Below are 22,829 nucleotides of genomic sequence, written 5' to 3'. Positions count from 1 at the left end.
TTACGAGTTGACTCCTTGATCAACGCTACTGTCATTTCTCCAGCAACTGAGGGGCGTAATATTGCTTAGTGCGACTGGAAATAGAGCATTCATTCTTAATTGAAAGTCTCTATCCGAAAAATGAACTAGCCTCTTTGATTTATCAGGGTAATAGCCGCCGATAGTTTTCCAGGCGAATTTGTAAAAGCTACTACCGCTGTGAGTCATATTAATGTCGTTATATTTGCGGTATCTCTTTACCTGATTTGGAAGGCGCAAGTCGATTTCAATATTTTCAACTGGGCAAATGGATTGAATTAGTTTTGGAGTACTTCCAAGGCTATTGCCTCCAAAATGAAGCGAATGTCCACCAAGTAATACCGCCTGGGGATATTTTTTTAGGATTTTATGCGTCACTTCAATGCTGTCATGCATGAGGTAGTCATCATCATTCAAAATCATAATGAGATCAGAGCTTGAGTATTCAACCCCTTTATTTAGGCTCGCTGCTTGGCCTAAATTACTTTCATTTTCTAGAATGGTAAAGCGCGATGAACTATTAGACTGATTTTCTTGAACAAGTCCTTCAAGAATTGGTAGAGTGTTATCAGGCGATCGATCCACAACAAAAATGACTTCGTTTGGAGGGATGGTTTGTCGTTGAATGCTCTCAAACATCTCCTGTAGAAATGGAGCATGGCCATAGCAAGGAACTATAACTGCAATAGATGAGCGCTCAGAAGAAGGAGGCTCTGATTTATCTACGATCTGTGTATTTTTGATAAAGGTACGAATTTTTCTTTGAGATATTTCAGGTCTGAATGTCTCTTTAATACCATTGCGAAGTCGTCGATGAAGGCTTCTAGCTTTTTGATAGAAATTAGAAAAGAGCATTTGGCAGTAATTTAATTCAATTTTTCAGAATTACTGATCTTTTCCCAATCAATGCCAGGGGATAAAAAATCTATCATGCAGTGGGTTGAGAGCCCCGGAATCGGACTGATTATTTTCCTAGATTTTTTTTCAGCTAGCGCTGTAAAAAAATCATGATCTCCACCACTACTTTTGATAATTTGAGCATCTTGATTAAGAATGTGCGAGCTAACTAGAAAAGATGCGCAGGTACTAGGGGTGCTTCTCCAGTGGTGATTCCCATAAAAAAATAATTTAGATTCTAAATCGTCGTATTGCTTATATAGATACTTATCAAAATGATCATATAGAGAAACATACTCAAGATTTTTACCTAGATTAATCAGGTTTGATAACTTAACAATCCAGTTGGCATCATGTAGATAATCGTTTTCTAAAAAGTAAATCCAATCATCATCTGAGTATTTTTGATCCAAGATATGGTCAATGGTTTGATGGAAAGATTTGGCATCAGAGCCTCCATTAAATTGAATAATTTTAATTTTGATAGGGGACTGCTCTCCTCTGGATTTCATATAAGATGAAAGAAAATCGTCATCAAATGAAGCATCATTGCCATCAAACATGATGGTTAAATCTACCTTTAATGGGAGTTCCTTATTCGAAAGGGTGGATATTAGATTCAGAAAGCAGGACTCCATTGAAAACCAGTCTGGCCTAGCTTTGGTTGCCGGCTCATAAATATGAACGTGGCGGAAGAAGATATGCAGTTTTTTCTTGAAAAATTTATCTAAAAACATGGTTAGCGCTATCTAAATGAGGGGCTTAATTTTTATAGTAAGGTTGTTAGAATACAGTTATGAATAGTAAAAAGCCAATTTACGTTACTCAGCCCTATCTTCCTGATTTAAAGGAATTTTACCCCTACTTAGAAGCAATCTGGGAGAGTAAAAATCTTACCAATGGTGGAGTATTTCACCAGCAGTTGGAGAAAGAGTTATGTCGCTACCTTGGGGTTGAATATATCTCGCTTTTTAGTAATGGAACCATAGCATTAGTCGTTGCTTTGCAAGCTCTTGGTATACGGGGCGAGGTTATTACAAGCCCATTTTCATTTGTTGCCACTACAAATTCTCTAGTGTGGAACAATATTTCTCCGGTATTTTCTGATATAGATCCAGTTTCAATGAATTTAGACCCTGAAAAAATTGAATCTGCCATCACTAAAAATACTCAGGCAATTCTTCCTGTTCATTGCTATGGGACTCCTTGCGATGTAGAGGCAATCCAAGAAATAGCTGATCGTCATAATTTAAAAGTTATTTATGACGCAGCACATGCTTTTGGAGTGCAATGCCATTGTGGGAGTATTTTGAAGCATGGTGATTTATCTGTGCTTAGTTTCCATGCAACCAAAATTTTTAATACTTTTGAGGGCGGGGCGATTATTAGTCACACTCCCGAAATGAAGCGTCGCATTGACCAGCTTAAGAATTTTGGTTTTGTGGATGAGGTTACCGTAGTTGAGTCTGGCATCAATGGAAAAATGAGTGAAATTAATGCTGCTTTTGGACTTTTGCAGCTGAAACATGCTAAAGAGGTGCTCTCTGAGCGAAAGCAGGTTGCCGAGCTCTACAATCGCGGCCTTAAAGCTATAGAGGGCATCGTCATTGCGCAGAATAATCTGTCGGATGAAAGTAACCACTCTTATTACCCGATACTGGTAACGAAAAATTACCGAATTAGCAGGGATCAACTATATGAAAAACTTAAGAGTGAAGACATTTTTTCGAGACGATATTTCTATCCTTTGATTTCAGAGTTTCCAATGTATCAAAATCTTCCCTCCTCCACACCATCAAACTTGCCAATTGCTACCGAAATAGCTAATGAAGTCTTGTGCCTACCTATTTATCCTGGATTGGGTGAAGATAGCATCTCTAAAATTATTAGCATAATAAAAGCATCGGCAAGTTGATATGAGAAAGGTTTTAGTTTTTCCTGCAGGCACTGAGATTGGACTTGAGATTTACTCAGCCCTCCATTCTTGTAAAGAGGTGGAATTATTTGCTGCGGGACAGGCAATCTCGAATCATGCTGAATTGCTATACGATAATTATCATCAAATTCCAAGTATTCACTCTGATCAATGGCTAGACGAACTTATTTCTGTCGTCAAAAAACTGGATATAGATTATATTTTTCCAGCTTATGATGATGTTATCGTGGCGCTAAGCGCAAACAGAGAAAAAATACCAGCCACAATTCTTATTCCATCCCATGAAATCTGCTTATTAACACGTAGCAAAAGCGAAACCTATCAAAAACTGAAATCTGTAGTTAAAACACCAAAGGTTTACAAGGACACTGATGATGTAGTGACTTTTCCTGTTTTTATTAAACCTGATAAAGGCCAAGGATCCTTTGGAATCAAGCTCGTTAAATCTAGAGAAGAATTGCAGCAATCAATAGAAGAAATTGAAAGCCCTATTATTTCGGAATATTTGCCAGGCAATGAATATACCGTTGATTGTTTTTCAGATAGGGAAAAAGGATTACTATTTAGTGGGGCCCGACAACGTCTGAGAATGCGTAATGGGATTGCAGTAAGTACTCAGATAATTGAGAGCCCCATTTTTAACTCATTTGCCCAAAAAATTTCAGATGAACTAAGCATGCAAGGAGCTTGGTTTTTTCAGGTTAAAGAAGATATAAATAGTGAATTAACGCTTTTAGAAATTGGCCCAAGAATTGCAGGGTCAATGGCTGCCAACCGTGTTCAGGGTGTTAATTTTCCACTGTTGAGTATTTTTGAAGCAGAGCGATTGCCCTTATCTATTTTGAAGAATTCCTATCCAGTTTTGTTAGATAGAGCCCTAAAAAACAAGTATAAAAAGAGTATTGATTTTGATAGTGTGTACGTTGATTTTGATGACACTATTCTCTTAGGTAGTCAAATTAATTTACAGGTAATTCAATTTTTATATAAGTGTGTAAATAAAGGCATAGAAATTATCTTGATCACTAGGCATGCCGGCGATTTATCAAAGACATTAAGTAAATATCGCTTGAATCACTTATTTGACAAAATTATTCACCTTAAGAAAGATGAGAAAAAATCATCGGCAATCACTCATAAGAATGCTATTTTTATAGATGATAGTTTTTCGGAGCGAAGAGATGTTCAAAAGGTTAAAAAAATTCCTACTTTTGATTGTTCAATGATGGAGTTTTTGCTAGACCAATAATTTTCTTAAGATAAATCGCTCAAAATGACTTTTAAATAGTCTTTAAGCGGCTCTATTGAAGGTTTCTTTTGCAATAAAGCTTCGGATTGATAGGCCTCAAGCTTTTCTTTATTTCGAAACAAATCCGGAAGTTCTTGAAAATCACTTTTAAATAGCGGCTCGAGATTTAAGAATGCGCTTGGATTAAAGTCGACGCTGATATTGTCATCTGCCCAAGTAATAGGCAAACAGCCAGAATAAAATGCTTCCGGTATCTTTTCTGTGTAGTAACCTGGGTATAAACCATTCTCAGGGCACAAGTTAAAAGAAAAATCTTTGAGGATATCCATTTTCAGAAATCCACTAGAGTGATGACTTTTAATTTCTTTGTTGAAGAAGGCGCCAAAACCCTGGATTGGAATCACTTTTTCTAGCGCTTTAAAGAGTGACCCCCTCGGCTCTCTGAGATGTGAAGAAAGAAGGGTGCATATTCCGCCTCTTTTGAGGTATTGATCCCCAAGCGGAGACATTAAAGTGGATATGCTTAATAGTTCGCCATATCTAGGATTAGTATTGCCTAGGATGCCCTCATGAGACCAATCGAGCATTTCCATCCAATAGGGAAATCTCATGTGATTGTTTGATTGCACGCCAAGGTCAAATGAGATGGAGTATTCAGCGTTTACAAAATCATGTCGCTCGTTCTCTTGGGTGTGGAAAAGCTTTAAGGGATCCTGCCGCCTCTTGGTGCTAATAGCATTCATCGATTTACTAGCTAGCGGCCTGAGAGGTTTTGGGAGCCATCGATAAGGCTTTTGGTTTTCCTTAAAAAAGGGTCCAAGAATGAGTAAATCTGCTTGATCATGGTTTACCCAGTCAATCCGGTATCCCATACTCTGAATAATAATAGGCAAAAGACTCGACTGATAGTCATGTGGCACACCCTTAGTTGCTATCTTGATTGATTTCATGTGGCTTATTCAGTAAAGGTTTGAGTCTTAGTCATCATAGTTCACTAATGCCCAGGGTAATTTTCGGGTGAATGCGCTTTTCAGCTTTTTCTTGGCAAGATGGTAGTACAAGCGCCCACTAGATTTCTCATGCAAAACATTTTCTACAAAATGTAAAAATGAAGTATCTATCGAGTGAATTTCAGAAGCCTTCTCAACCAGTTTTGTCCAGTCAAAGATATTATGTGTTGCTGGATAAATTTCAATGACTTTTAACTTGGATGGATTCTCGATTTTTAGTGGGTAAGTATTGTTTCCAGACTCTGTTCTACATACCAACATGTAGGGCTCATCCTGAGGATTGAGGCGCTCATAAAGTGCCTCTGATTCTGGGCCTGGTGGGACTGCTGCTTTACTCCAGCGATATTCAAACGGAACATCATATTCAGCATAAAAAGATTCATCAAAACGTTTGATGTCAATATTGTCAATACCGATTGTCTGGTAGCTCGCATTTAAAAAAGTGGCTAATTGCCTTGCTTCACGGCCACTAGTTACTACGGTAGGGAAAATATTTTTTGTGCCCTGGAGCATCCAAGCAATGGAATGATAGTACTGGGGCAAACAAGCAAGGTGATATCGGATCTCGGGATTCTTCTCTGCAAGGGCGCGCAAGAGACCTAAGCAGATAAGATTATCACCTAGTCCAAAGTGCGCCTCTATCAGCACCACATTCTTTTTACGCCTTGCAAACAGGTGCTTGACGGCACGTTTAAAGTTGGATTGGTGAAATGTATTAAACATATCGAGTTGGCTTCTTATTGAATAGAGAAGGAAGATATATTTTAAAGAAGTAGGGAATGCTTACCTTAATAAAGTAGGGTTTCGCCCTTTCCCACTTCTCAAAGCTAATAAAGTCATATTGCTTTGAAAGTTCCGCGGCCTTTTTTGAGCTTAAAAATGCGACATGATTTAGTAATGTATTACCAAGCCGCCACCAAGGCCTATCGGTGTAGATTATTTGATCTACATGACGATGCGAAATAAAGGTGCCTAAGGTTTCATACTCGCTGAAGCTATTTGGTGCATCAAAATTGATTTGGCTTAACAGCGCTTCTATCCAAGGCATTTTGAATCTTTCCTCTAGCTCTAAGCAAAATTCATTAAGCCATGAAACTCTAACTGGAAAACATTGGGCAATAAAAGAAAAGGAGACTATCTTTTTGAGCCCGGTGAGTTTTTGAATGGTTTCAAAGTAGGGCTCATGATTCTCTGTACCCTTGTAATAAACTAATTTCCCTTCGGGGTTGATAAATTCTAGTTTATGGATGGGTGCAGTATCCGCATCCCAAATCAAAACAACCGCATTTTCTTGATTGTCTTTAATGGCAAATAACTTAATGAATTGTTGTAGATACCAGCCAAATTGACTTTTCTTATCTAAAGGCAAGAGCTGTAAAAGTTGATCTTTGAATTGCTCTGTATAACGCGATTCCCCCATTACTTTGAATTCCGGAGGAGATTTTTTTATAAACTCTTCAATTTCTCGATTGGGGACAATGACTCGATATTGTTTAGCTGCAATATTGCGAACCATAAAACGAGAAGTAACCTCCCAGGCCTCAATATCCTTAAGGCAGCAAACAGAGATCAGTTCAGAAATTTGCAGGGGAATTTCAGGCATAATTTGCATGATAAACCTTAATAAATTGGGCTACTAACAATGATCTTAGTAACTGGTGGCGCCGGCTTTATCGGCGGTAATTTTGTATTAGATTGGTTATCCAATCCGAATGCTGAAGGCATTGTTAATCTCGATAAATTGACCTATGCGGGTAATTTAGCCACCCTTGACCCTTTGAAGGCGAACTCTCATTATGTGTTTATTCATGGTGATATTGGCGATAAAGAACTTGTCACTAAACTACTCAAGGAACATCAGCCGCGTGCTATCGTGAATTTTGCAGCAGAAAGCCATGTCGATCGTTCGATTCATGGGCCTGCAGAGTTTGTGCAAACGAATATTATGGGCACTTTCAATTTACTGGAGTGCGCTAGAGAGTATTGGGGCGGTCTTGATGCAGCTGCTAAGAAAGCATTTCGTTTTCATCATGTTTCCACTGATGAAGTTTATGGCTCACTATCTGCCACAGATCCTGCCTTCACGGAAACTAATCCGTACGAACCGAATAGTCCCTATTCTGCTTCCAAGGCCGCCTCAGATCATTTAGTACGCGCTTGGTTTCATACCTACGGGTTTCCAGTAGTGACGACCAATTGTTCAAATAATTATGGCCCATATCACTTCCCAGAGAAATTAATTCCACTGGTGATCTTAAATGCCCTTAATGGCAAGCCGCTGCCAATCTATGGTGATGGTCAGCAAGTGCGAGATTGGCTTTATGTAGGCGATCACTGCGCCGCTATTCGCGAAGTATTGGAAAAGGGAAAATTAGGCGAGACCTATAACATTGGCGGCTGGAATGAAAAAGCCAATATTGATGTCGTTAAAACGATTTGCTGTATTTTGGATGAATTAAAACCTCGTGCCGATGGCAAGACCTATGCTGAGCAAATTACGTTTGTTCAAGATCGCCCTGGCCATGATCGCCGCTATGCCATTGATGCTAGCAAGCTTGAGCGAGAGCTTGGGTGGCGTCCTACGGAGACTTTTGATACAGGCATTCGTAAAACTATACAGTGGTATTTGGATAATCCAGCATGGATTGAGGGTGTAGTCAGCGGCTCTTATCGTGACTGGTTACAAAAGCAGTACAACTGATACTAAGAAATGCGTAAATGAATATCCTCGTATTTGGCAAAGATGGTCAACTAGGAAAAGCATTTCAAAAACTATTTGGCTCTATGCATTTTTCAGAGGCAAATATTCAATATGTAGGCCGTGATCAATGTGATCTCAGCAACCCCGCCGCCCTGTCTCATTTTCTGAGTCAATCTAAAGCAGATCTCATTATCAATACCGCTGCATATACTGCGGTAGATAAAGCTGAGACAGAGGCAGAGCTGGCTTTTGCTATCAATGCTAAAGCACCTGAACTGATGGCTCATTATGCAGTAGAGCAGGGCGCTACTTTTTTACATTACTCAACTGACTATGTTTTTGACGGTAGTAAAAATAGTTTTTATGTAGAGGATGATTCTCGCAACCCATTAGGTATTTATGGCAAAAGCAAAGCTGCAGGGGAAGAGGCAATAGAAAAAGTTTTTGCCAATTCTGCAAATGGGCAATATGCTATTTTGCGAACGAGCTGGGTCTATGGAGATGGCAATAATTTCATTCGGACAATTTTACGTTTAGCAAAAGATCGCGAAGAGCTCAAGGTCATTAATGATCAATATGGCGTACCAACTAGCGCAGGGTGGTTAGCGCAAGTCAGCTTAAATTTGGTATTAGATCAGCAGCTCAATCTCAGAAAATTTACCTCTGGTATTTATCATTCAGTTCCTACTGGAGAAACTACCTGGCATGGCTTAGCCAGGTTCACTGCCCAAGCTGCTATTGATGCTGGTGTCATTCTGAAGGTGGGTCCTGAGGTAATCCAGCCTATCCTGGCAGTGGAATACCCACTGCCAGCCCCCAGACCCATGAATTCACGTATGGATACAGCTAAATTGCACCTTACCCTAGAGCATATTGGCGATATGTCAAAATTGCAGCATTGTAAGCAGGACTGGAGCGATGAGGTTCGGGCCTATGTTGCTGAGCTTGCCCAAGATGGACTCATTTAAAGGTTAAAAGTATGGCGGTAAATCGTAAGGGGATTATCTTGGCAGGCGGGTCTGGTACTCGTCTGTATCCAGTGACTCAAGCAGTTTCTAAACAGTTGATGCCAGTCTACGATAAGCCAATGGTGTATTACCCATTGAGCACTTTAATGCTGGCTGGTATTCGTGACATCTTGTTGATTTCTACTCCACACGACACCCCTCGATTTTCTGAGCTCTTAGGTGATGGTTCGCAGTGGGGGTTAAATATTGAGTATTGCGTACAGCCATCTCCAGATGGTCTTGCTCAGGCCTTTACTTTAGGCAAGAACTTTGTTGGCAATCATCCGAGCGCTTTAGTCTTGGGCGATAACATTTTCTATGGCCATGAATTAGTAGATCAACTCAGTAGTGCCGATGATAGAAGTGTTGGCGCTACCGTATTTGCTTATCACGTGAATGATCCAGAGCGTTACGGTGTAGTGGAGTTTGATAAAGACAATAAAGCGCTTTCAATTGAAGAAAAGCCTGTAAGCCCTAAAAGTAACTACGCTGTTACCGGACTATATTTTTATGACAAGCAAGTTTGTGATATTGCTGCATCAATTAAACCGAGTGCCCGTGGTGAATTAGAGATTACTGACATCAATCGTGTGTATCTGGATAAGAATGAGCTTAGCGTAGAAATCATGGGTCGGGGTTTTGCTTGGTTAGATACCGGTACGCATGATTCTTTATTGGATGCTGCAGGTTTTATTGCTACCTTGCAGAAGCGCCAAGGTTTGATGGTGGCCTGCCCTGAAGAGATTGCTTATCGTCAGGGTTGGATCAGTGCTGATGTGGTCCAAAAAGTAGCCGCTCAGCTCAGTAAAAATAGTTATGGCCAATACCTGAACAAAATTCTGAATGAGATTAATAGTTCAGCTCAGGCTAGCTCGTTCTTTACAAAGAAACCTAGTAAATGACTGTGCCAGCTAAGTTACAAGTAAGCCCCACTGCAATTCATGATGTACTGCTGATTGAGCCTAAGGTTTTTGGTGATGAGCGTGGTTGGTTTACTGAGTCATTTAATGCAAATGATTTTTTCGATGCCACCAGACTCGACTTTGAATTTGTCCAAGATAACCATTCGTTTTCTCGTCAGTGGACTTTGAGGGGTTTGCACTATCAGCTAGAGCAAACTCAGGGTAAGTTAGTGCGTGTTGTTGCTGGCAGCGTGTTTGACGTGGTAGTTGATATTCGTAAAGATTCACCAAGTTATGGCAAGTGGCTTGGGCTTGAGCTCAGCGCCCAAAACCACAAGCAACTTTGGATTCCGCCAAAATTAGCCCATGGTTTCTTAGTGCTTTCAGAATCGGCTGAGTTTCTCTATAAGACAACTGACTACTATCACCCGCAAAGTGAAGTATGTCTGGCGTGGAATGATTCAGTAGTGGATATTAAGTGGCCCCTACCAGCAGGAATATCACCCAATATGAATGCTAAAGATGCGGCAGGCTTGCATTGGGACCTTGCGCCGAAGTTTTAAGCTCCTATGAGCAATTTATCCTCCAACAATTTGATTTCTTCCCCAAAAATTCTACTGGTGAAACTCTCTTCACTGGGCGATGTATTGCATAACTTACCAATTCTTTGGGATTTACGGGCACGTTTACCGGGTGCACAAATTGATTGGGTAGTTGAGGAAGGGTATGTGCATTTACTTGAGCCTCTTTTAAGTAGAGATGGATTTAAAGGCATTGATCACATCATTCCATTTGGGTTACGTCGCTGGAAAAAGAATCTGTTGAAACCCTCTACATGGCAGCAATTCTTTGCATTTAAGAAGCAATTGCAGTCCACTCAATACAACTACATTATTGAAACTCAAGGTCTTTTAAAGTCAGCATTAGTTTGTGCTCTAGCCAATAAATCCAGTGATGCTGTGATTGCAGGACTTGCTAATGCTACGCAATTTTCTGGATATGAGCCTATTGCTAAATCTTTCTATAACCAGTGTGTACAAGTGCCTATTGACTGCCATGCGGTTGATCGCTCCCGCCGAGTAATGTGCTCCGCGCTAGACTGGCCCTTACTAGAGCGAACAAATACGCCCTTGTTCTACCCAGAATCCTTTACTGATGCGCTGCCTGAAAAGAAAATAGAAGGTATAAAAAGCCCTTATGTATTATGTTTTCACTCAACTGCAAGAGCGGCTAAGCGTTGGTCAAATCAACACTGGATCACTTTAGGAAAAGCACTTTCTACTCGTGGCTACCAAGTGGTCTTACCTTGGGGGAATTCTAGTGAGAAGGTAGTGAGTGAAGAAATTGCCAAGCAAATACCAGGTTCGTTCGTCCCTCCGGCATTTTCAATTGGAGATGCTTTTTCTGTTATTGCTGATGCTGCACTCACTGTCGGTGTTGATACTGGCCTGACGCATTTAGCTGCAGTATTGGGTAAGCCGACTGTAGAAATTTATTGTGATTCACCGCTCTGGAAAACTGAGGGCTATTGGGCCAAAAATATTTATAATGTTGGTGATATTGGGTCTCCACCAAGCACTTCAGAGGTAGTAGGTGCTGCCTTGAGTTTGCTGCCCTGATTTAACGCAGCAAAGTATTAATGGAGATTAAATCTTCATCTGATAAGGCAGCGGCATGCGCTTTTAATTTAATCGCATTCAAGATGGTGCTGTAACGTGCTTGTTGAAGCTGTGATCGAGTGGTAATGACGGTATCAAGGGCAATCAATACATCAATATTGATTAAGGTGCCCACTTGGAACCCAAGTTTGCTTGACTCTAGAGCAGAGCTTGATGAGCGTTCAGCAGCTTCAAAAGCCTTAACACTAGCAAGTCCACCATAAAAACCAGTAAACGCCGTTCTCGTATTTTGGGCTGCAGTACGACGAGCATTGTCATAGTTTGCTTTAGCTTGATCTACGAGCGCAGCATTTTGACGAATGACTGAACTATTGAATCCACCTGATACCAAAGGTATTGTCATTTGCAGTGCGATAGTGTTATTAAAGACATTGGTATTAGCTGGGGTATAACTATTAGGTGTACCGTTTGAAGTGTTGTATCCACTAGTTCCCACAAAGTTTACTGATGGGTAATTTAAAGCTTGCGCAGAGCGGTAAGTACTCTCGGCAAGACTGACTGAAAGTTGAGTGGCTAAGACATTAAAGTTTGCCGCTTCTGCTTGGTTAATCCAATCATTCAAGGTTTGACCTGGAGGTAATTGAGGATTAACAGACTCAGCAATTGGAATACCCCTACTATCTTTGTTTTTAGAGCGTGGATCCTTCAAAACACCATCAATTTTAGCCTCCTTCACTAGAGGTCTAATAGGCCCAACCGGACGTCCAACCAATTGCTCTAATACTCCGCGCTTTACGATGAGATCTGCTTGTGCTGCGATTTCTTGGGAGTTAGCTAAATCAAGAGCGGCTTGCGCTGTGTTGACATCAACAATGGTGGCAAGCCCCGCATCAAATTTAGCTTGAGCAACATCTAACTGCTGTTTAATTAAGTCTTTTTTATTGAGGAATAGCTCAACGTTATCTTGACTCGTAAGCGTATCAAAGTAAGCTTGTGAAACACGAATAATCAGATCTTGTTGTGCCAAGAAAAAACGCATATCTGCGATCTTGGTATTAAGGTCACCTTGTTTGAATGCTTCAAGGGCAGCAACGTTGAATACGGGTTGCGTTAAGGTAACCGTATAACTTTTTTGATCAAATACCCGAGAGTTTCCTGGGTTGCTAGATACTATGGTGGTATTTGCTCCATGCTGGTAGTAGCGCGTGCCGGTAGGAGTGGCATTAGTCTGTGGTAGCAATAGAGACAGTCCTTGCCAATAGAGTTCTTTACTAGCGACATAATTAAAGCGAGCCGCGTTTAATACTGGATCGCTAAATGCGGCTTCTTGATAGAGCTCAATTAAATCGACTGATTGACCTGGGGCACTGAATGCTTGATTCCCAGTAACATTTGAAGGCGCCGAAGTTCTGGGAAGCGCAGGTTTTGTGGGCATCACAAACTGAGGAGGCTGCTCAAGACCAATGAGCGTAGAAATACTTATTGGGGTTGGTAGGGCAGGTCTAGCTGCATCATTTGGGCTTTGGGCAACAGCATTCAATGACAAGAAATTGAGGCCGAGCGCCTGGCTCAGGATTAAACCAATAGTACTTATCTGGGAGCGGCGAAAACGGGCTTGGGTCATCTAATTCGGATACTTTTCAATGTGCCATGAAGTTTAAAGCCAATTCATTCAAACTGCCTATTTAGCTACTATTTTGCCAAATTCACTTGCATTGCCCATAAGTCTATAAAATTTGCTGATGGATCTAATTTTATTAATAAAGGTAGTCATTCTGGGGGTGGTAGAGGGCTTAACCGAGTTTTTGCCAATCTCCAGCACTGGGCATCTTATCTTGGTGGGCGATTTGCTTGATTTCAACGATGAGCGAGGTAAGGCCTTTGAAGTCATTATTCAGTTCGGTGCAATTTTGGCGGTCTGCTGGGAGTTTCGCGAAAAGCTTCTAAAAGTTGCGCTATCTATTACCACCAGTGCTAATTCCCGCCGCTTTATTCTGAACTTGTTAATCGCATCGGCTCCGGCAATGGGGCTGGCATTTATATTTGGCAAGCATATCAAAGCAGTTTTGTTTTCACCGATACCAGTAGCGAGTGCTTTCATCGTGGGCGGTTTAATTATTTTCTGGGCAGAGCGTCGTCAAGAAAAAATCACTCTTGCTAAGAGTCACATCCATTCAGTTGACGATCTTTCACCATTGGATGCGCTAAAAGTTGGTCTAGCGCAGTGTGCTGCATTAATACCTGGTACCTCACGCTCAGGAGCAACCATTATTGGTGGCATGCTATTTGGATTGCCTCGGGCAGTAGCTACAGAATTTTCTTTCTTCCTGGCGATTCCAGTCATAGGTGGGGCCACTGCTTACGAGTTACTGAAGCTTTGGAAGGCGCCAGTTCCATTCTCAGGAGAATTTGCACTTGCAACAGTCATTGGTTTTGTTGCCGCCTTTATCTCTGCATTTATTTGTGTTCGCTGGCTCATTCATTATGTAGCGCACCACAATTTCATTCCATTTGCTTGGTACCGAATTGCATTCGGGCTTTTGGTGTTAATTACTGCCTATAGTGGTTTGATCGCCTGGTCGCATTAACCATTTAAAAAATTATAAGGAAAACAGAACTCAAGATGGATCCATCAATTGACACAATTACTAATAATATTCAGTTAGCACTAGCGCCGGTTTTCTTGCTGACTGCAGTTGCTACTCTGTTTAACGCCATTTCTACTCGTCTGGCTAGAACGGTTGATCGCATGCGAGCAATTCAGGAAAAGATTCAAGACGGTTTAGTCACCGACGAGAGTGTGATTAGGCATATGCGAATTGAAGCTAACGAAGCAAAGATTCGGGGACGCTTGTGCACGCTGGCTATCTTTTTTGTCGTCTTAAGTGGGGTATTTATTTCTGTCACAGTATTAGAGCTCTTCTTTTTTCAGGCCGGTGCAGTGCGTTCTTTAAAGACCGATTATGTTGTATGGACCTTCGTACTGGGATTAACCTCTTTCATGACCTCCTTATCCATTGTTTTAGGCGAAGTTGTTTATGCCTATTGGTCTGCTGGTTGGCACCTCCATCGCCGTTAAAATAAAATAACTTTTATAAAGAATAGATCATGAATAAAATCCTCATCACTGGCGGCGCAGGCTTCTTAGGCTCTCACTTAACTGAGAAACTTCTCAAAGAAGGTAATGATGTTTTGGTGGTGGATAACTACTTTACGGGCACTAAAGAAAACTTGGCGCACTTATTACCCAATCCCCGTTTAGAGCTCATGCGTCACGATGTAACTTTTCCGCTCTATGTAGAAACAAACCAAATCTATAACTTAGCTTGCCCAGCTTCCCCAGTGCATTATCAATATGACCCTGTACAGACTACTAAGACTAGTGTGCACGGGGCCATTAATATGCTCGGCCTTGCCAAAAGAACGCGCGCTCGGATTTTACAAGCTTCTACTAGTGAGGTGTATGGTGACCCAGAAGTCCATCCTCAGCCAGAGGAATATTGGGGCAAGGTCAATCCCATCGGTATCCGCTCTTGCTACGACGAAGGTAAGCGCTGTGCTGAAACCCTCTTTTTTGATTACAACCGTCAGCACAACTTAGATATCAAAGTAGTTCGAATCTTTAATACTTATGGACCACGCATGCACCCTAATGATGGGCGCGTAGTGAGTAACTTCATCGTGCAAGCGCTGCAAGGTAAAGACATCACCATTTATGGTGATGGGCAGCAAACCAGAAGCTTTTGCTATGTCGATGACTTGATCGATGCCATGGTCAAAATGATGGATAGTGAGAAGGGCTTTACAGGACCAGTCAATATTGGCAATCCTGGTGAGTTCACCATGCTCCAGTTAGCTGAGGCAGTACTAAAGCTCTCAGGCAGTAAATCGAAGATCATTCATCAACCATTACCTTCGGATGATCCAAAGCAGCGCCAGCCTAATATTGATTTAGCTAAAGCAAAACTTGGCTGGCAGCCAAAGGTTAATCTAGAAGATGGCCTTAAAGAGACGATTGCCTACTTTAGGAAAGTTGTAGCTTAAGTTGACGCAGCAAGGGCTAGAAAAATCAGCAAAACGATTTGAGCGCATTCGCTCTTTTGTCTTAAGGGCTGGTAGAACTACTGTTGGTCAACAGCGTGCTATTGATGAATTAGGCCCTCAGTATCTTTTGCCATTTCAAGATGAGCCATTAGATCTCATCGCTGTATTCGCAGGCTCAACCAATCCCAAGATTTTGGAAATTGGATTTGGTATGGGTGAGACCACTGCCAAAATTGCAGCTACTCGAAATACAGACGATTTTCTAGCGATTGAGGTGCACACACCTGGTGTAGGCGCACTACTAAAACTGATTGGTGAAAATCAACTCACGAATTTGCGCCTGATTCGCCATGACGCAGTTGAGGTCTTAGAAAAAATGATTGCTCCGAATGCTTTGGACGGTATTCATATTTATTTTGCTGATCCTTGGCATAAGAAGCGCCATCACAAGCGCCGTCTCATTCAGGCTGAGTTTGTGCGCTTATTAGTATCTAAATTAAAGCCAGACGCTTATCTTCATTTGGCAACAGATTGGCATAACTATGCTGAGCAGATGCTGTTAGTTTTAAATAACGAAGATACTTTGCAAAATACTTCAACTCATTTGGTCAAGGTGGAAACATTTACCGATGAAGATATTGCCAAACCAGGTGAAATTACCAATGAATTTAAGCCTAGCTTGGAGCAACTGCATTCTGAGCAGCCAGGCTATGTTGAGCGACCTTCTTACCGGCCCGTGACCAAGTTTGAAACCCGTGGGATCAAACTAGGACATGGTGTTTGGGATTTGGTTTATCAAAAAAAGTAAATCTGGGTGTGTAAACCACACTGCATGATTTAAGCTGCTGCAATCTCAGTGCTGCGTAATGATTTAGCCAGTAGGTCAAGTACGCCATTGACATATTTATGTCCGTCAGTACCGCCAAAAGTTTTAGCAAGCTCTACCGCTTCATTAATTGCAACCTTATAGGGCACAGAAAGATCTACTGCTAATTCGTAAGTACCGATTAATAGCGCAGCGTGTTCTACCGGGGAGAGTTCATTGATTGGGCGATCAAGCGCTGGAGTTATCAGCGCTTCTAATTCATCGGTACGCTCTAGAACACCTTCAAAGATACCTTGGAATAGCTCTAATTGACAGCGACGAAATGCGGGGTCTTCAGCTAATTGTTTTGCAATGGAGGCGCTATTCGGTAAGCTGCCTGCACGGCGTACTACTAGACTTTGATAAACGCCTTGCAAAGCATATTCACGAGCACGACGACGTGGGGTCAGTGAGCGCTTGGGAACTACTGATTTCACTTCCTTTGTTGCATCAGGATTGGAAGAGTTAAGACTAGATTTAGGCATGAGAATAATTACTCTTCACTAGAGTTGATTTCGATATCAATATCGGGAGTCAGTGCTAAAGCCAGGTTGGCCATTTCTACTACAGCTCTGGCGCAATCTGCGCCTTTTACCTCTACGCGAACTTGTGCTTGTTCATCGGTATCGCAAGTTAGCACACCATTTGCAATAGGCAGACCGGATTCAATTGAGATACGGGTGATTCCCGCAGCCGATTCATTTGAGACGAGTTCGAAGTGATAAGTCTCACCACGAATCACTGCGCCAAGCGCCACTAAGCCATCAAACTCACCAGTCTCCACTAATTTTTGTAGCGCAAATGGAATTTCAAGCGCGCCAGGTACGGTTACTAATTTGATATCCGCTTGAGCAACACCTAAATTAACCAATTCTTTAATACAAGCATTTGTGAGAGCTACACAATGCGCTTCATTAAAGCGAGCTTGCACAATGCCAATTCGAAGATCTTGACCATTGAGGTCTGCCTCTAGTACGCCTACAAAGTCATTGTTAGAGTTGGTCATAATCAATATTTTCTAGATGAGTTTCTAAGGAGTTCAAGGTTTAGCTGCTTTGTATGGTTGGTAGCTTGTCACTTCTAGTTTGTAACCAGATAGGCTTGGTACGGGATTTGGATTAGCAAGTAAGCGCATTTTGCCAACACCAATATCTTTTAAAATCTGGGCGCCAATGCCATAGCTTCTAAAATCTGTTTTACGTGCCAATGGCTTTTTTACTTCGTCTTTTGATTGGTTGAGCTTCTGAAATTGAGCCAACCAATCTTGATCGTTAGGTGCTGCTATACCTGCAGCATTGAGCAGTACTGCAACGCCTGCTGGAGCTGCAGCTATTTGCTGTAATGCTTGTGCAAGCGGCCAAGAGTGGTTGCTAACCTGTGAGTCTAAGAAATCTAATACCGTTACAGGCTCATGAACACGCACCAAAGTTTCTTGCGTTTCAGTGGGTTTGCCATGCACCAAAGCAATATGTACGCCTGAGCTTGGGGTATCGCGATAGATAATACCTTCGAATTTTCCCCAAGGAGTAATAAATTCACGCTTACCTTCGCGCACCACAATACTTTCATGTTGGCTGCGGTATTGAATTAAATCAGCAATGCTACCGATCTTGAGTTGATGCTCTTTAGCAAATTCGAAAAGGTCTGGTAGGCGAGCCATGCTGCCATCATCTTTCATGATTTCGCAAATCACAGAAGTTGGTGAACAACCGGCCATTGCCGCTAGATCACATCCCGCTTCAGTATGGCCTGAGCGAATCAGAACGCCACCTGGTTGAGCCATAAGCGGGAAGATATGACCTGGTTGTACTAAATCGTTTGGCTTAGCATTCGGAGCCACAGCGGTTTTAATGGTTAGGGCACGGTCTGCAGCGGAGATGCCAGTAGTGACACCAGCAGCAGCTTCAATCGAGACCGTGAAATTTGTTCCCATCGAAGTGCCGTTATCGCGCACCATCAGTGGCAGGTTTAATTGTTGGCAACGCTCACGGGTCAAAGTCAGGCAAATCAGACCACGACCATGCTTAGCCATAAAGTTAACCGCTTCAGCTGTCACATGATCAGCAGCCAAAACCAGATCACCCTCGTTTTCACGATCTTCTTCGTCAACGAGAATGACCATCTTGCCGGCGCGCAGGTCAGCAATAATTTCTTCTGTGGAGGAAAGGGTATTTGGCATAGCCCTCTATTTTAAGCTGAGCAGACAATTACTGTGGCGTCCTACAGGAATATGCCGACTTTCAGACAGCAAAGAGCTCGGGCAAGGTCTTTTAAGGGCTGGCAGACCCTCTGAAAATACTCGCATGCGCCAACCATGCCAAGCCCCTCAAATTGATCACTCTCAGGGCTTTGTCTTGTTAGAAGTCTTGGTAGCCATGGGACTCATTTTGTCGGCGTGGATGACCTCGGTCGGTGCCTACCAAAACTTAGCTTTACGCAGTACTCAAACAGAAAGCAAAAGAGTCCTACTACAAAGGGAATTCGATGCTTTTGAAGTAAGTGAGCACGCTAGAGCAAGCATTAGCATAAATAACAAAGGCCAAATCCATGAATCTACTCGAGTGTCTAGTCGCAATCGCGCTCAGCATGTTGCTTCTAAACCCACTCTTAAAAACCAGCGCTGATTTGATAGCTAAACAAATTGAGTATGAAAAAAGACAATCTCTTATTTCTGAAGCAGAGCGGGCATTTGAGCTCATTGGTCGGGCACTGCGAATGGCGGGATATCGCAATATTTATTCTACGCAGCAGCGCAAGCAAGTAGATCAATGGATTGTAGTTCAGAAAAAAACAGGCTACCGAGGATCTGATTCTTTGACGGTACAACACGAGCTATCTACTGGGATTGATTTTGACTGTATTGGTAATGTACTCAATCAAGAGCGCACCAAGAATGGTTCAGCACGTCAAGGATTTTTGGTAGATAGACAGGCTAGCATTACTAAGGGCGCAAAGGTGAACGGCGGATCTTTGATTTGCCAATCACTGGATCGCCAAGGACGTTTGCAAAATACAACCTTGATGAATGGAGTGAATGCGTTATGGATTGAAGAGCTCACCATTCAAGACAAAGCAACTCCTCAAAAACTTTTTAAAGTGAGTTTGCAAATGACCGATGGAGCCTCATTAAATATAGGCCTGGAGCGCACCTTTAGCACGAGGAACCTGCCATGATTCTTGCTTGGGTAATCTCCTTGTTGCTTCTCTGCGCATCCTTAGTGATTCATCTAGAGCGCTTAACTGCGCTACGAATGATTGAACTCAAAACGATTGAGATGGCGCAGAAAAATTTTATTGCCGCAGAAAAAGCAGTATTAGATTGCGAGAAAAATCTCGCTACTCTTTCTGTATTAAGTGAAAACCCCTGTTTTATTCAAGCTATTTCTAAAGACATTTGGTTAATTACCAGCAAACATAAACCAGCAATTCAAGTACAGCTTGCTCTAGATGAAAAATCAGGCGTCACTACACGCTTAAATTGGCGGCAAGTATTTGAATAAATATCATCCATCCCAAGGGAGTAGCTTGCTTGAACTAATGGCAGTGTTATTGATTGTTGCCATCATCACGATGATCACAATGCCACTTTTGCAAAACCAAATCGCTGCACGAGAAATAGATACTATTGCCAGACGATTTATTGCGCATGCCCATTTTGCCCGGCAGCAAGCATTGCATCTAGGTGAACAAGTTCTGCTAGCCCCGTCTACCGAAGTGGGCTGGGATAGTGGTTGGGTGATTCAGAGCGCTTGCATTGGAAAGGCTACTAAGCCAGACTGCCTTCCTAAATATTGGTTTTCTCAAGGGGCAATAGAACCCATTTATTTCAAGGGTGGTGGTCAGCAGTTTGTAGATCCCCACTCTAGAAAAAGAGGTATTTTGTTTAACGCAGCAGGGGCAGCTAAATCTGGTCAAGGAGGCTTCGTTGCTAATCGCCTCATTTTGGGCCATGACAGGGCGCCCAGTCTTGAGCGCCAGCTTATTTTGGGTAGCGGTGGCCGTTGGAGAATCTGTGACCCAGCCAGAGATGCCAAGCGCTGTCATTGAATGGTTTAATAGATACATGTACAGCGCAGTTGACCACCAGTTTATGAGCGAGGCTTTGGCCGAGGCTCAAAAAGCACTTTATTTATCCAACCCAAATCCGCGGGTAGGCTGTGTCATTGTGAAAGATGGCGTAATCATTGGGCGCGGCTTTACTCAAAAAGTGGGAGAAGCTCATGCGGAAGTTCAAGCTTTAGCTGATGCTCAATCTAACGGCAATAATCCTCTGGGATCTACCGTCTACGTCACACTAGAGCCCTGTAGCCACACCGGTAAAACACCTCCTTGTGTTGATGCCCTGATTGCTGCCAAGCCAGCTAAAGTGATTGTCGCTATGAGTGATCCCAATCCATTGGTGGCAGGTAAGGGGTTGGAAAGTTTGAAAGCAGCCGGCATTGAAGTGCTAGTTGGTTTATTGGACTTGGAAGCCCGGGAACTTAATCGCGGATTTATCTCGAGGATGATAAGAGGTCTTCCTTGGGTCCGCATGAAAATCGCTGCCAGCTTGGATGGCAAGACTGCATTGCCCAATGGAAAGAGTCAGTGGATTACTGGACCACTTGCAAGAGCAGATGGTCATCATTGGCGCGCACAAGCTTGCGCAATTGTTACAGGAGTGGGCACCGTCAAAGAAGATGATCCTTCTCTCAATGTGAGGGATGTAGTAACGCAGCGTCAGCCCTGGAGAATCATTATTGATTCTAAGTTGGAAACGCCACTAAACGCCAAGATTCTCAATCAGCTCGATCAATCCAAAGTTCTCATTGTGTGTGCTGATCTAAATTCACCAGGAAACCATGAGAAGACTAAGGCTTTGACGGAACGCGGTATTGAAGTCATTGCGATGGCTAATGCATTTGGTAAAGTAGATTTACCAAAACTCTTTTCTTATCTTGCCAAAGAGCGCCAGATGAATGAGATTCATATTGAGTCAGGCTTTAAGCTTAATGGATCGATGCTTCGAGAAAACTGTGTAGATGAGTTATTACTCTACTACGCCCCATTTTTCATGGGCGAAGGGATTGGTATGGCCAATGTGCCAACGCCAACTACTTTGGATACACCAAAGGATTGGCAAGTCATTGATCAGCGCTTATTCGGCCCTGATTTAAGGCTAAGATTAATTAAGAACTAAAATCACCCTATGTTTACTGGAATCATTACTGCTGTTGGTCAAATTACAAGCGCACAAGCGAAGGGCGATGGTTTGCATTTGCAAGTTGAGGTCCCAGCAGGCTACTTAGATGATGTTACTTTAGGCGATAGTATTGCTATTGCGGGTGCCTGTATGACTGCGACACAATTCAAAGGCAACACCTTCTCCTTAGATATCTCACGCGAGTCTCTCAATAAAACAGTTGGCCTAGATAAAGTAGGCCCTGTGAATCTTGAAAAAGCAATGCGCTTAAATGATCGCTTGGGCGGCCACTTAGTCAGCGGGCATGTCGATGGCGTTGGTAAAGTTGCACATTTCTCACAAGTAGCAAATGATGCTTATGGTTCTTGGCTACTCCGCATTGAGGCTCCTAAAGACTTAGCTCCATTCTTGGCTTACAAAGGATCGATTGTGGTGAATGGCGTTTCACTGACAGTCAACAAGACAGAAGACAGTCCAGATGCTTGCGTGGTAGATATCAATATCATTCCCCACACACTGCAAAGCACTACCTTAGGTAAGTTACAGCAGGGCGATGCCGTGAATCTGGAGATTGATTTGATCGCGCGTTATGTTGCGCGTATGCTTGAAACTCAAGATAAATAAATCTAAGAGCTAATTTTAATTTATTTGCTTTTGCGGTAGCGAGTGGGATCACTCACATTCGCTTGCTTAAAGCCTATTTGGCGGAGACGACAAGACTCACACTCACCACAAGCTTCACCCAAATCATTGGCTTGATAGCAAGAAACTGTTTGTGAGTAATCTACACCCATTGTGCTACCAAGTTGGATAATCTCAGCCTTGCTTAAATTAATGATGGGGGCATGAACCCGAAAGCGATTTTCATTATTAATTGCTTGTACACCGGCTTTAGTTGCCAAGTTAGCCATCTGTTCAAAAGAAGCAACATAATCAGGGCGACAATCAGGATAGCCTGAATAATCCAAGGCATTGGCCCCATAGAACACATCTAAGCCACCTAATGACTCCGCCCACCCCAAGGCTAGTGACAGCAAAATCGTATTACGTGCGGGCACGTAGGTGATCGGAATTTCTAGATCTTTACCAGGAGTGGTTGGCAGGGCAATCGATGAGTCCGTTAAAGCCGAGCCGCCAAAACGGGTGAGATCTAGATTGACCACTTCATGACGTATGACGCCCATTTGCTTAGCAATATGTTTGGCCGCCGCTAGTTCAGAAGAGTGGCGTTGTCCATAAGCTACTGAGAGCGCATAAGGCGCGTAGCCTAAGTCTTTGGCTAAGGCGAGTACCGTCGTAGAGTCTAAGCCACCAGAAAATAAGATGACCGCAGGGGCGCCAGGTTTGCGTGGCGCAAGACTCTCAAATGCAGCAGACAGCTTGGACATGGCTTAGTTGA

Annotated in this window: 26 protein-coding genes; 16 read left to right on the top strand and 10 right to left on the bottom strand. The window is 42.5% G+C overall.

From position 1 onward, the window contains the following. Together ICN29_RS05170 and ICN29_RS05165 are read right to left on the bottom strand one after the other, a co-directional pair. Complete coding sequence (locus ICN29_RS05170; protein WP_216130371.1) at positions 1–873, bottom strand: glycosyltransferase family A protein; 873 nt, start codon at positions 871–873, stop codon at positions 1–3. 11 nt (positions 874–884) lie between these two features. After that, positions 885–1,478, bottom strand: a complete 594-nt coding sequence (locus ICN29_RS05165; RefSeq protein ID WP_216130369.1) for a hypothetical protein — start codon at positions 1,476–1,478, stop codon at positions 885–887. A gap of 233 nt (positions 1,479–1,711) precedes the next feature. Between ICN29_RS05165 and ICN29_RS05160 the strand changes: the two genes are divergently transcribed. Both ICN29_RS05160 and ICN29_RS05155 read left to right on the top strand, forming a co-directional pair. Beyond that, positions 1,712–2,830 carry a DegT/DnrJ/EryC1/StrS family aminotransferase gene (locus ICN29_RS05160; RefSeq protein ID WP_216130367.1) on the top strand — a complete coding sequence of 373 codons (1,119 nt, stop codon included), beginning with the start codon at positions 1,712–1,714 and terminating at the stop codon, positions 2,828–2,830. A 1-nt stretch (position 2,831) separates the two neighbouring features. Further along, positions 2,832–4,100 (top strand): ATP-grasp domain-containing protein, encoded by a 1,269-nt coding sequence (locus ICN29_RS05155; RefSeq protein ID WP_216130365.1) that lies wholly within the window; start codon positions 2,832–2,834, stop codon positions 4,098–4,100. Between the two features lie 5 nt (positions 4,101–4,105). On the opposite strand, the gene ICN29_RS05150 is transcribed toward ICN29_RS05155, so the two are convergent. The 3 genes from ICN29_RS05150 to ICN29_RS05140 are packed head-to-tail and all read right to left on the bottom strand — an operon-like array spanning position 4,106 to position 6,722. Further along, positions 4,106–5,050 (bottom strand): glycosyltransferase family 10 domain-containing protein, encoded by a 945-nt coding sequence (locus ICN29_RS05150; RefSeq protein WP_216130362.1) that lies wholly within the window; start codon positions 5,048–5,050, stop codon positions 4,106–4,108. A 27-nt stretch (positions 5,051–5,077) separates the two neighbouring features. Next, the gene (locus ICN29_RS05145) at positions 5,078–5,833 is read right to left on the bottom strand and encodes a hypothetical protein (RefSeq protein WP_216130360.1); all 756 of its coding nucleotides are present in this window, start codon (positions 5,831–5,833) and stop codon (positions 5,078–5,080) included. Further along, on the bottom strand, positions 5,826–6,722 hold the full coding sequence (locus tag ICN29_RS05140; protein ID WP_216130358.1) for a DUF6492 family protein: 897 nt from the start codon (positions 6,720–6,722) through the stop codon (positions 5,826–5,828). The genes ICN29_RS05145 and ICN29_RS05140 overlap by 8 nt, the downstream gene beginning before the upstream one ends. Before the next feature lie 30 nt (positions 6,723–6,752). Between ICN29_RS05140 and rfbB the strand changes: the two genes are divergently transcribed. Genes rfbB through waaC form a run of 5 tightly spaced genes read left to right on the top strand, consistent with a single transcriptional unit; the run spans position 6,753 to position 11,339 of the window. Then, positions 6,753–7,811, top strand: a complete 1,059-nt coding sequence (gene rfbB / locus ICN29_RS05135; RefSeq protein WP_216130356.1) for a dTDP-glucose 4,6-dehydratase — start codon at positions 6,753–6,755, stop codon at positions 7,809–7,811. Between the two features lie 17 nt (positions 7,812–7,828). Then, positions 7,829–8,779 carry a dTDP-4-dehydrorhamnose reductase gene (rfbD, locus tag ICN29_RS05130; protein WP_216130354.1) on the top strand — a complete coding sequence of 317 codons (951 nt, stop codon included), beginning with the start codon at positions 7,829–7,831 and terminating at the stop codon, positions 8,777–8,779. An 11-nt stretch (positions 8,780–8,790) separates the two neighbouring features. After that, positions 8,791–9,720, top strand: coding sequence for a glucose-1-phosphate thymidylyltransferase RfbA (gene rfbA, locus ICN29_RS05125; protein WP_216130353.1), 930 nt, complete (start codon positions 8,791–8,793; stop codon positions 9,718–9,720). Beyond that, a complete protein-coding gene (gene rfbC, locus ICN29_RS05120; protein WP_216130351.1) occupies positions 9,717–10,283 on the top strand; it encodes a dTDP-4-dehydrorhamnose 3,5-epimerase in 567 nt (188 codons plus the stop codon). Before rfbA ends, rfbC begins: the two co-directional genes overlap by 4 nt. Positions 10,284–10,340: 57 nt before the next feature. Continuing rightward, positions 10,341–11,339 carry a lipopolysaccharide heptosyltransferase I gene (gene waaC, locus ICN29_RS05115; protein WP_369411632.1) on the top strand — a complete coding sequence of 333 codons (999 nt, stop codon included), beginning with the start codon at positions 10,341–10,343 and terminating at the stop codon, positions 11,337–11,339. 1 nt (position 11,340) lies between these two features. Here waaC and ICN29_RS05110 read toward each other — a convergent pair whose 3' ends face one another. Continuing rightward, complete coding sequence (locus tag ICN29_RS05110) at positions 11,341–12,963, bottom strand: TolC family protein (RefSeq protein ID WP_216130347.1); 1,623 nt, start codon at positions 12,961–12,963, stop codon at positions 11,341–11,343. Between the two features lie 118 nt (positions 12,964–13,081). On the opposite strand from ICN29_RS05110, the gene ICN29_RS05105 reads away from it, so the two are divergent. From ICN29_RS05105 to trmB, 4 genes are read left to right on the top strand one after another with little or no spacing between them, the layout of a single operon-like run. Further along, entirely contained in the window at positions 13,082–13,927 is an 846-nt protein-coding gene (locus ICN29_RS05105) for an undecaprenyl-diphosphate phosphatase (protein ID WP_216130345.1), read from the top strand. A 35-nt stretch (positions 13,928–13,962) separates the two neighbouring features. Further along, a complete protein-coding gene (locus ICN29_RS05100; RefSeq protein WP_216130343.1) occupies positions 13,963–14,418 on the top strand; it encodes a DUF2721 domain-containing protein in 456 nt (151 codons plus the stop codon). A 29-nt stretch (positions 14,419–14,447) separates the two neighbouring features. Then, the gene (locus ICN29_RS05095; RefSeq protein ID WP_216130341.1) at positions 14,448–15,383 is read left to right on the top strand and encodes a UDP-glucuronic acid decarboxylase family protein; all 936 of its coding nucleotides are present in this window, start codon (positions 14,448–14,450) and stop codon (positions 15,381–15,383) included. A gap of 1 nt (position 15,384) precedes the next feature. Further along, positions 15,385–16,191 (top strand): tRNA (guanosine(46)-N7)-methyltransferase TrmB, encoded by an 807-nt coding sequence (trmB, locus tag ICN29_RS05090; protein WP_216130339.1) that lies wholly within the window; start codon positions 15,385–15,387, stop codon positions 16,189–16,191. Between the two features lie 29 nt (positions 16,192–16,220). Here trmB and nusB read toward each other — a convergent pair whose 3' ends face one another. From nusB to ribBA, 3 genes are read right to left on the bottom strand one after another with little or no spacing between them, the layout of a single operon-like run. Further along, entirely contained in the window at positions 16,221–16,733 is a 513-nt protein-coding gene (gene nusB, locus ICN29_RS05085) for a transcription antitermination factor NusB (protein ID WP_255538069.1), read from the bottom strand. Positions 16,734–16,741: 8 nt separating this feature from the next. Next, a complete protein-coding gene (ribH, locus tag ICN29_RS05080; RefSeq protein WP_216130337.1) occupies positions 16,742–17,254 on the bottom strand; it encodes a 6,7-dimethyl-8-ribityllumazine synthase in 513 nt (170 codons plus the stop codon). Between the two features lie 33 nt (positions 17,255–17,287). Next, entirely contained in the window at positions 17,288–18,427 is a 1,140-nt protein-coding gene (gene ribBA / locus ICN29_RS05075; RefSeq protein WP_216130335.1) for a bifunctional 3,4-dihydroxy-2-butanone-4-phosphate synthase/GTP cyclohydrolase II, read from the bottom strand. Between the two features lie 368 nt (positions 18,428–18,795). Here ribBA and ICN29_RS05070 point away from each other — a divergent pair, with 368 nt between their 5' ends. From ICN29_RS05070 to ICN29_RS05050, 5 genes are read left to right on the top strand one after another with little or no spacing between them, the layout of a single operon-like run. Next, the gene (locus ICN29_RS05070; protein WP_216861472.1) at positions 18,796–19,422 is read left to right on the top strand and encodes a hypothetical protein; all 627 of its coding nucleotides are present in this window, start codon (positions 18,796–18,798) and stop codon (positions 19,420–19,422) included. Further along, the gene (locus ICN29_RS05065; protein ID WP_216130333.1) at positions 19,419–19,748 is read left to right on the top strand and encodes a hypothetical protein; all 330 of its coding nucleotides are present in this window, start codon (positions 19,419–19,421) and stop codon (positions 19,746–19,748) included. The genes ICN29_RS05070 and ICN29_RS05065 overlap by 4 nt, the downstream gene beginning before the upstream one ends. Before the next feature lie 25 nt (positions 19,749–19,773). Further along, positions 19,774–20,295 (top strand): GspH/FimT family pseudopilin, encoded by a 522-nt coding sequence (locus tag ICN29_RS05060; RefSeq protein WP_255538068.1) that lies wholly within the window; start codon positions 19,774–19,776, stop codon positions 20,293–20,295. A 16-nt stretch (positions 20,296–20,311) separates the two neighbouring features. Next, positions 20,312–21,427, top strand: coding sequence for a bifunctional diaminohydroxyphosphoribosylaminopyrimidine deaminase/5-amino-6-(5-phosphoribosylamino)uracil reductase RibD (ribD, locus tag ICN29_RS05055; RefSeq protein ID WP_216132016.1), 1,116 nt, complete (start codon positions 20,312–20,314; stop codon positions 21,425–21,427). Between the two features lie 9 nt (positions 21,428–21,436). Next, complete coding sequence (locus ICN29_RS05050; protein WP_216130331.1) at positions 21,437–22,054, top strand: riboflavin synthase; 618 nt, start codon at positions 21,437–21,439, stop codon at positions 22,052–22,054. A 20-nt stretch (positions 22,055–22,074) separates the two neighbouring features. Here the strand turns inward: ICN29_RS05050 and queC are convergent, their stop codons facing one another. Continuing rightward, positions 22,075–22,818: a 7-cyano-7-deazaguanine synthase QueC gene (queC, locus tag ICN29_RS05045; RefSeq protein WP_216130328.1), complete on the bottom strand. Its 744-nt coding sequence runs from the start codon at positions 22,816–22,818 to the stop codon at positions 22,075–22,077. Positions 22,819–22,829: the final 11 nt, after the last annotated feature.

Source organism: Polynucleobacter nymphae (assembly GCF_018882155.1).
GTDB lineage: Bacteria > Pseudomonadota > Gammaproteobacteria > Burkholderiales > Burkholderiaceae > Polynucleobacter > Polynucleobacter nymphae.
This window is presented reverse-complemented; position numbering and strand designations above follow the sequence as displayed.

Excerpts from the sequence above, each read along its gene's own strand:
- nusB (WP_255538069.1), bottom strand. The coding sequence starts at position 16,733 with ATGCCTAAATCTAGTCTTAACTCTTCCAATCCTGATGCAACAAAGGAA.
- ICN29_RS05110 (WP_216130347.1), bottom strand. The coding sequence starts at position 12,963 with ATGACCCAAGCCCGTTTTCGCCGCTCCCAGATAAGTACTATTGGTTTA.
- ICN29_RS05165 (WP_216130369.1), bottom strand. The coding sequence starts at position 1,478 with ATGTTTGATGGCAATGATGCTTCATTTGATGACGATTTTCTTTCATCT.
- ribD (WP_216132016.1), top strand. The coding sequence starts at position 20,312 with ATGTACAGCGCAGTTGACCACCAGTTTATGAGCGAGGCTTTGGCCGAG.
- ICN29_RS05160 (WP_216130367.1), top strand. The coding sequence starts at position 1,712 with ATGAATAGTAAAAAGCCAATTTACGTTACTCAGCCCTATCTTCCTGAT.
- rfbC (WP_216130351.1), top strand. The coding sequence starts at position 9,717 with ATGACTGTGCCAGCTAAGTTACAAGTAAGCCCCACTGCAATTCATGAT.
- ICN29_RS05070 (WP_216861472.1), top strand. The coding sequence starts at position 18,796 with ATGAATCTACTCGAGTGTCTAGTCGCAATCGCGCTCAGCATGTTGCTT.
- ribBA (WP_216130335.1), bottom strand. The coding sequence starts at position 18,427 with ATGCCAAATACCCTTTCCTCCACAGAAGAAATTATTGCTGACCTGCGC.
- ICN29_RS05105 (WP_216130345.1), top strand. The coding sequence starts at position 13,082 with ATGGATCTAATTTTATTAATAAAGGTAGTCATTCTGGGGGTGGTAGAG.
- ICN29_RS05170 (WP_216130371.1), bottom strand. The coding sequence starts at position 873 with ATGCTCTTTTCTAATTTCTATCAAAAAGCTAGAAGCCTTCATCGACGA.
- rfbA (WP_216130353.1), top strand. The coding sequence starts at position 8,791 with ATGGCGGTAAATCGTAAGGGGATTATCTTGGCAGGCGGGTCTGGTACT.
- ICN29_RS05095 (WP_216130341.1), top strand. The coding sequence starts at position 14,448 with ATGAATAAAATCCTCATCACTGGCGGCGCAGGCTTCTTAGGCTCTCAC.
- rfbD (WP_216130354.1), top strand. The coding sequence starts at position 7,829 with ATGAATATCCTCGTATTTGGCAAAGATGGTCAACTAGGAAAAGCATTT.
- ICN29_RS05140 (WP_216130358.1), bottom strand. The coding sequence starts at position 6,722 with ATGCAAATTATGCCTGAAATTCCCCTGCAAATTTCTGAACTGATCTCT.
- ICN29_RS05100 (WP_216130343.1), top strand. The coding sequence starts at position 13,963 with ATGGATCCATCAATTGACACAATTACTAATAATATTCAGTTAGCACTA.
- rfbB (WP_216130356.1), top strand. The coding sequence starts at position 6,753 with ATGATCTTAGTAACTGGTGGCGCCGGCTTTATCGGCGGTAATTTTGTA.
- ICN29_RS05050 (WP_216130331.1), top strand. The coding sequence starts at position 21,437 with ATGTTTACTGGAATCATTACTGCTGTTGGTCAAATTACAAGCGCACAA.
- ICN29_RS05150 (WP_216130362.1), bottom strand. The coding sequence starts at position 5,050 with ATGAAATCAATCAAGATAGCAACTAAGGGTGTGCCACATGACTATCAG.
- ribH (WP_216130337.1), bottom strand. The coding sequence starts at position 17,254 with ATGACCAACTCTAACAATGACTTTGTAGGCGTACTAGAGGCAGACCTC.
- ICN29_RS05145 (WP_216130360.1), bottom strand. The coding sequence starts at position 5,833 with ATGTTTAATACATTTCACCAATCCAACTTTAAACGTGCCGTCAAGCAC.
- ICN29_RS05155 (WP_216130365.1), top strand. The coding sequence starts at position 2,832 with ATGAGAAAGGTTTTAGTTTTTCCTGCAGGCACTGAGATTGGACTTGAG.
- ICN29_RS05065 (WP_216130333.1), top strand. The coding sequence starts at position 19,419 with ATGATTCTTGCTTGGGTAATCTCCTTGTTGCTTCTCTGCGCATCCTTA.
- queC (WP_216130328.1), bottom strand. The coding sequence starts at position 22,818 with ATGTCCAAGCTGTCTGCTGCATTTGAGAGTCTTGCGCCACGCAAACCT.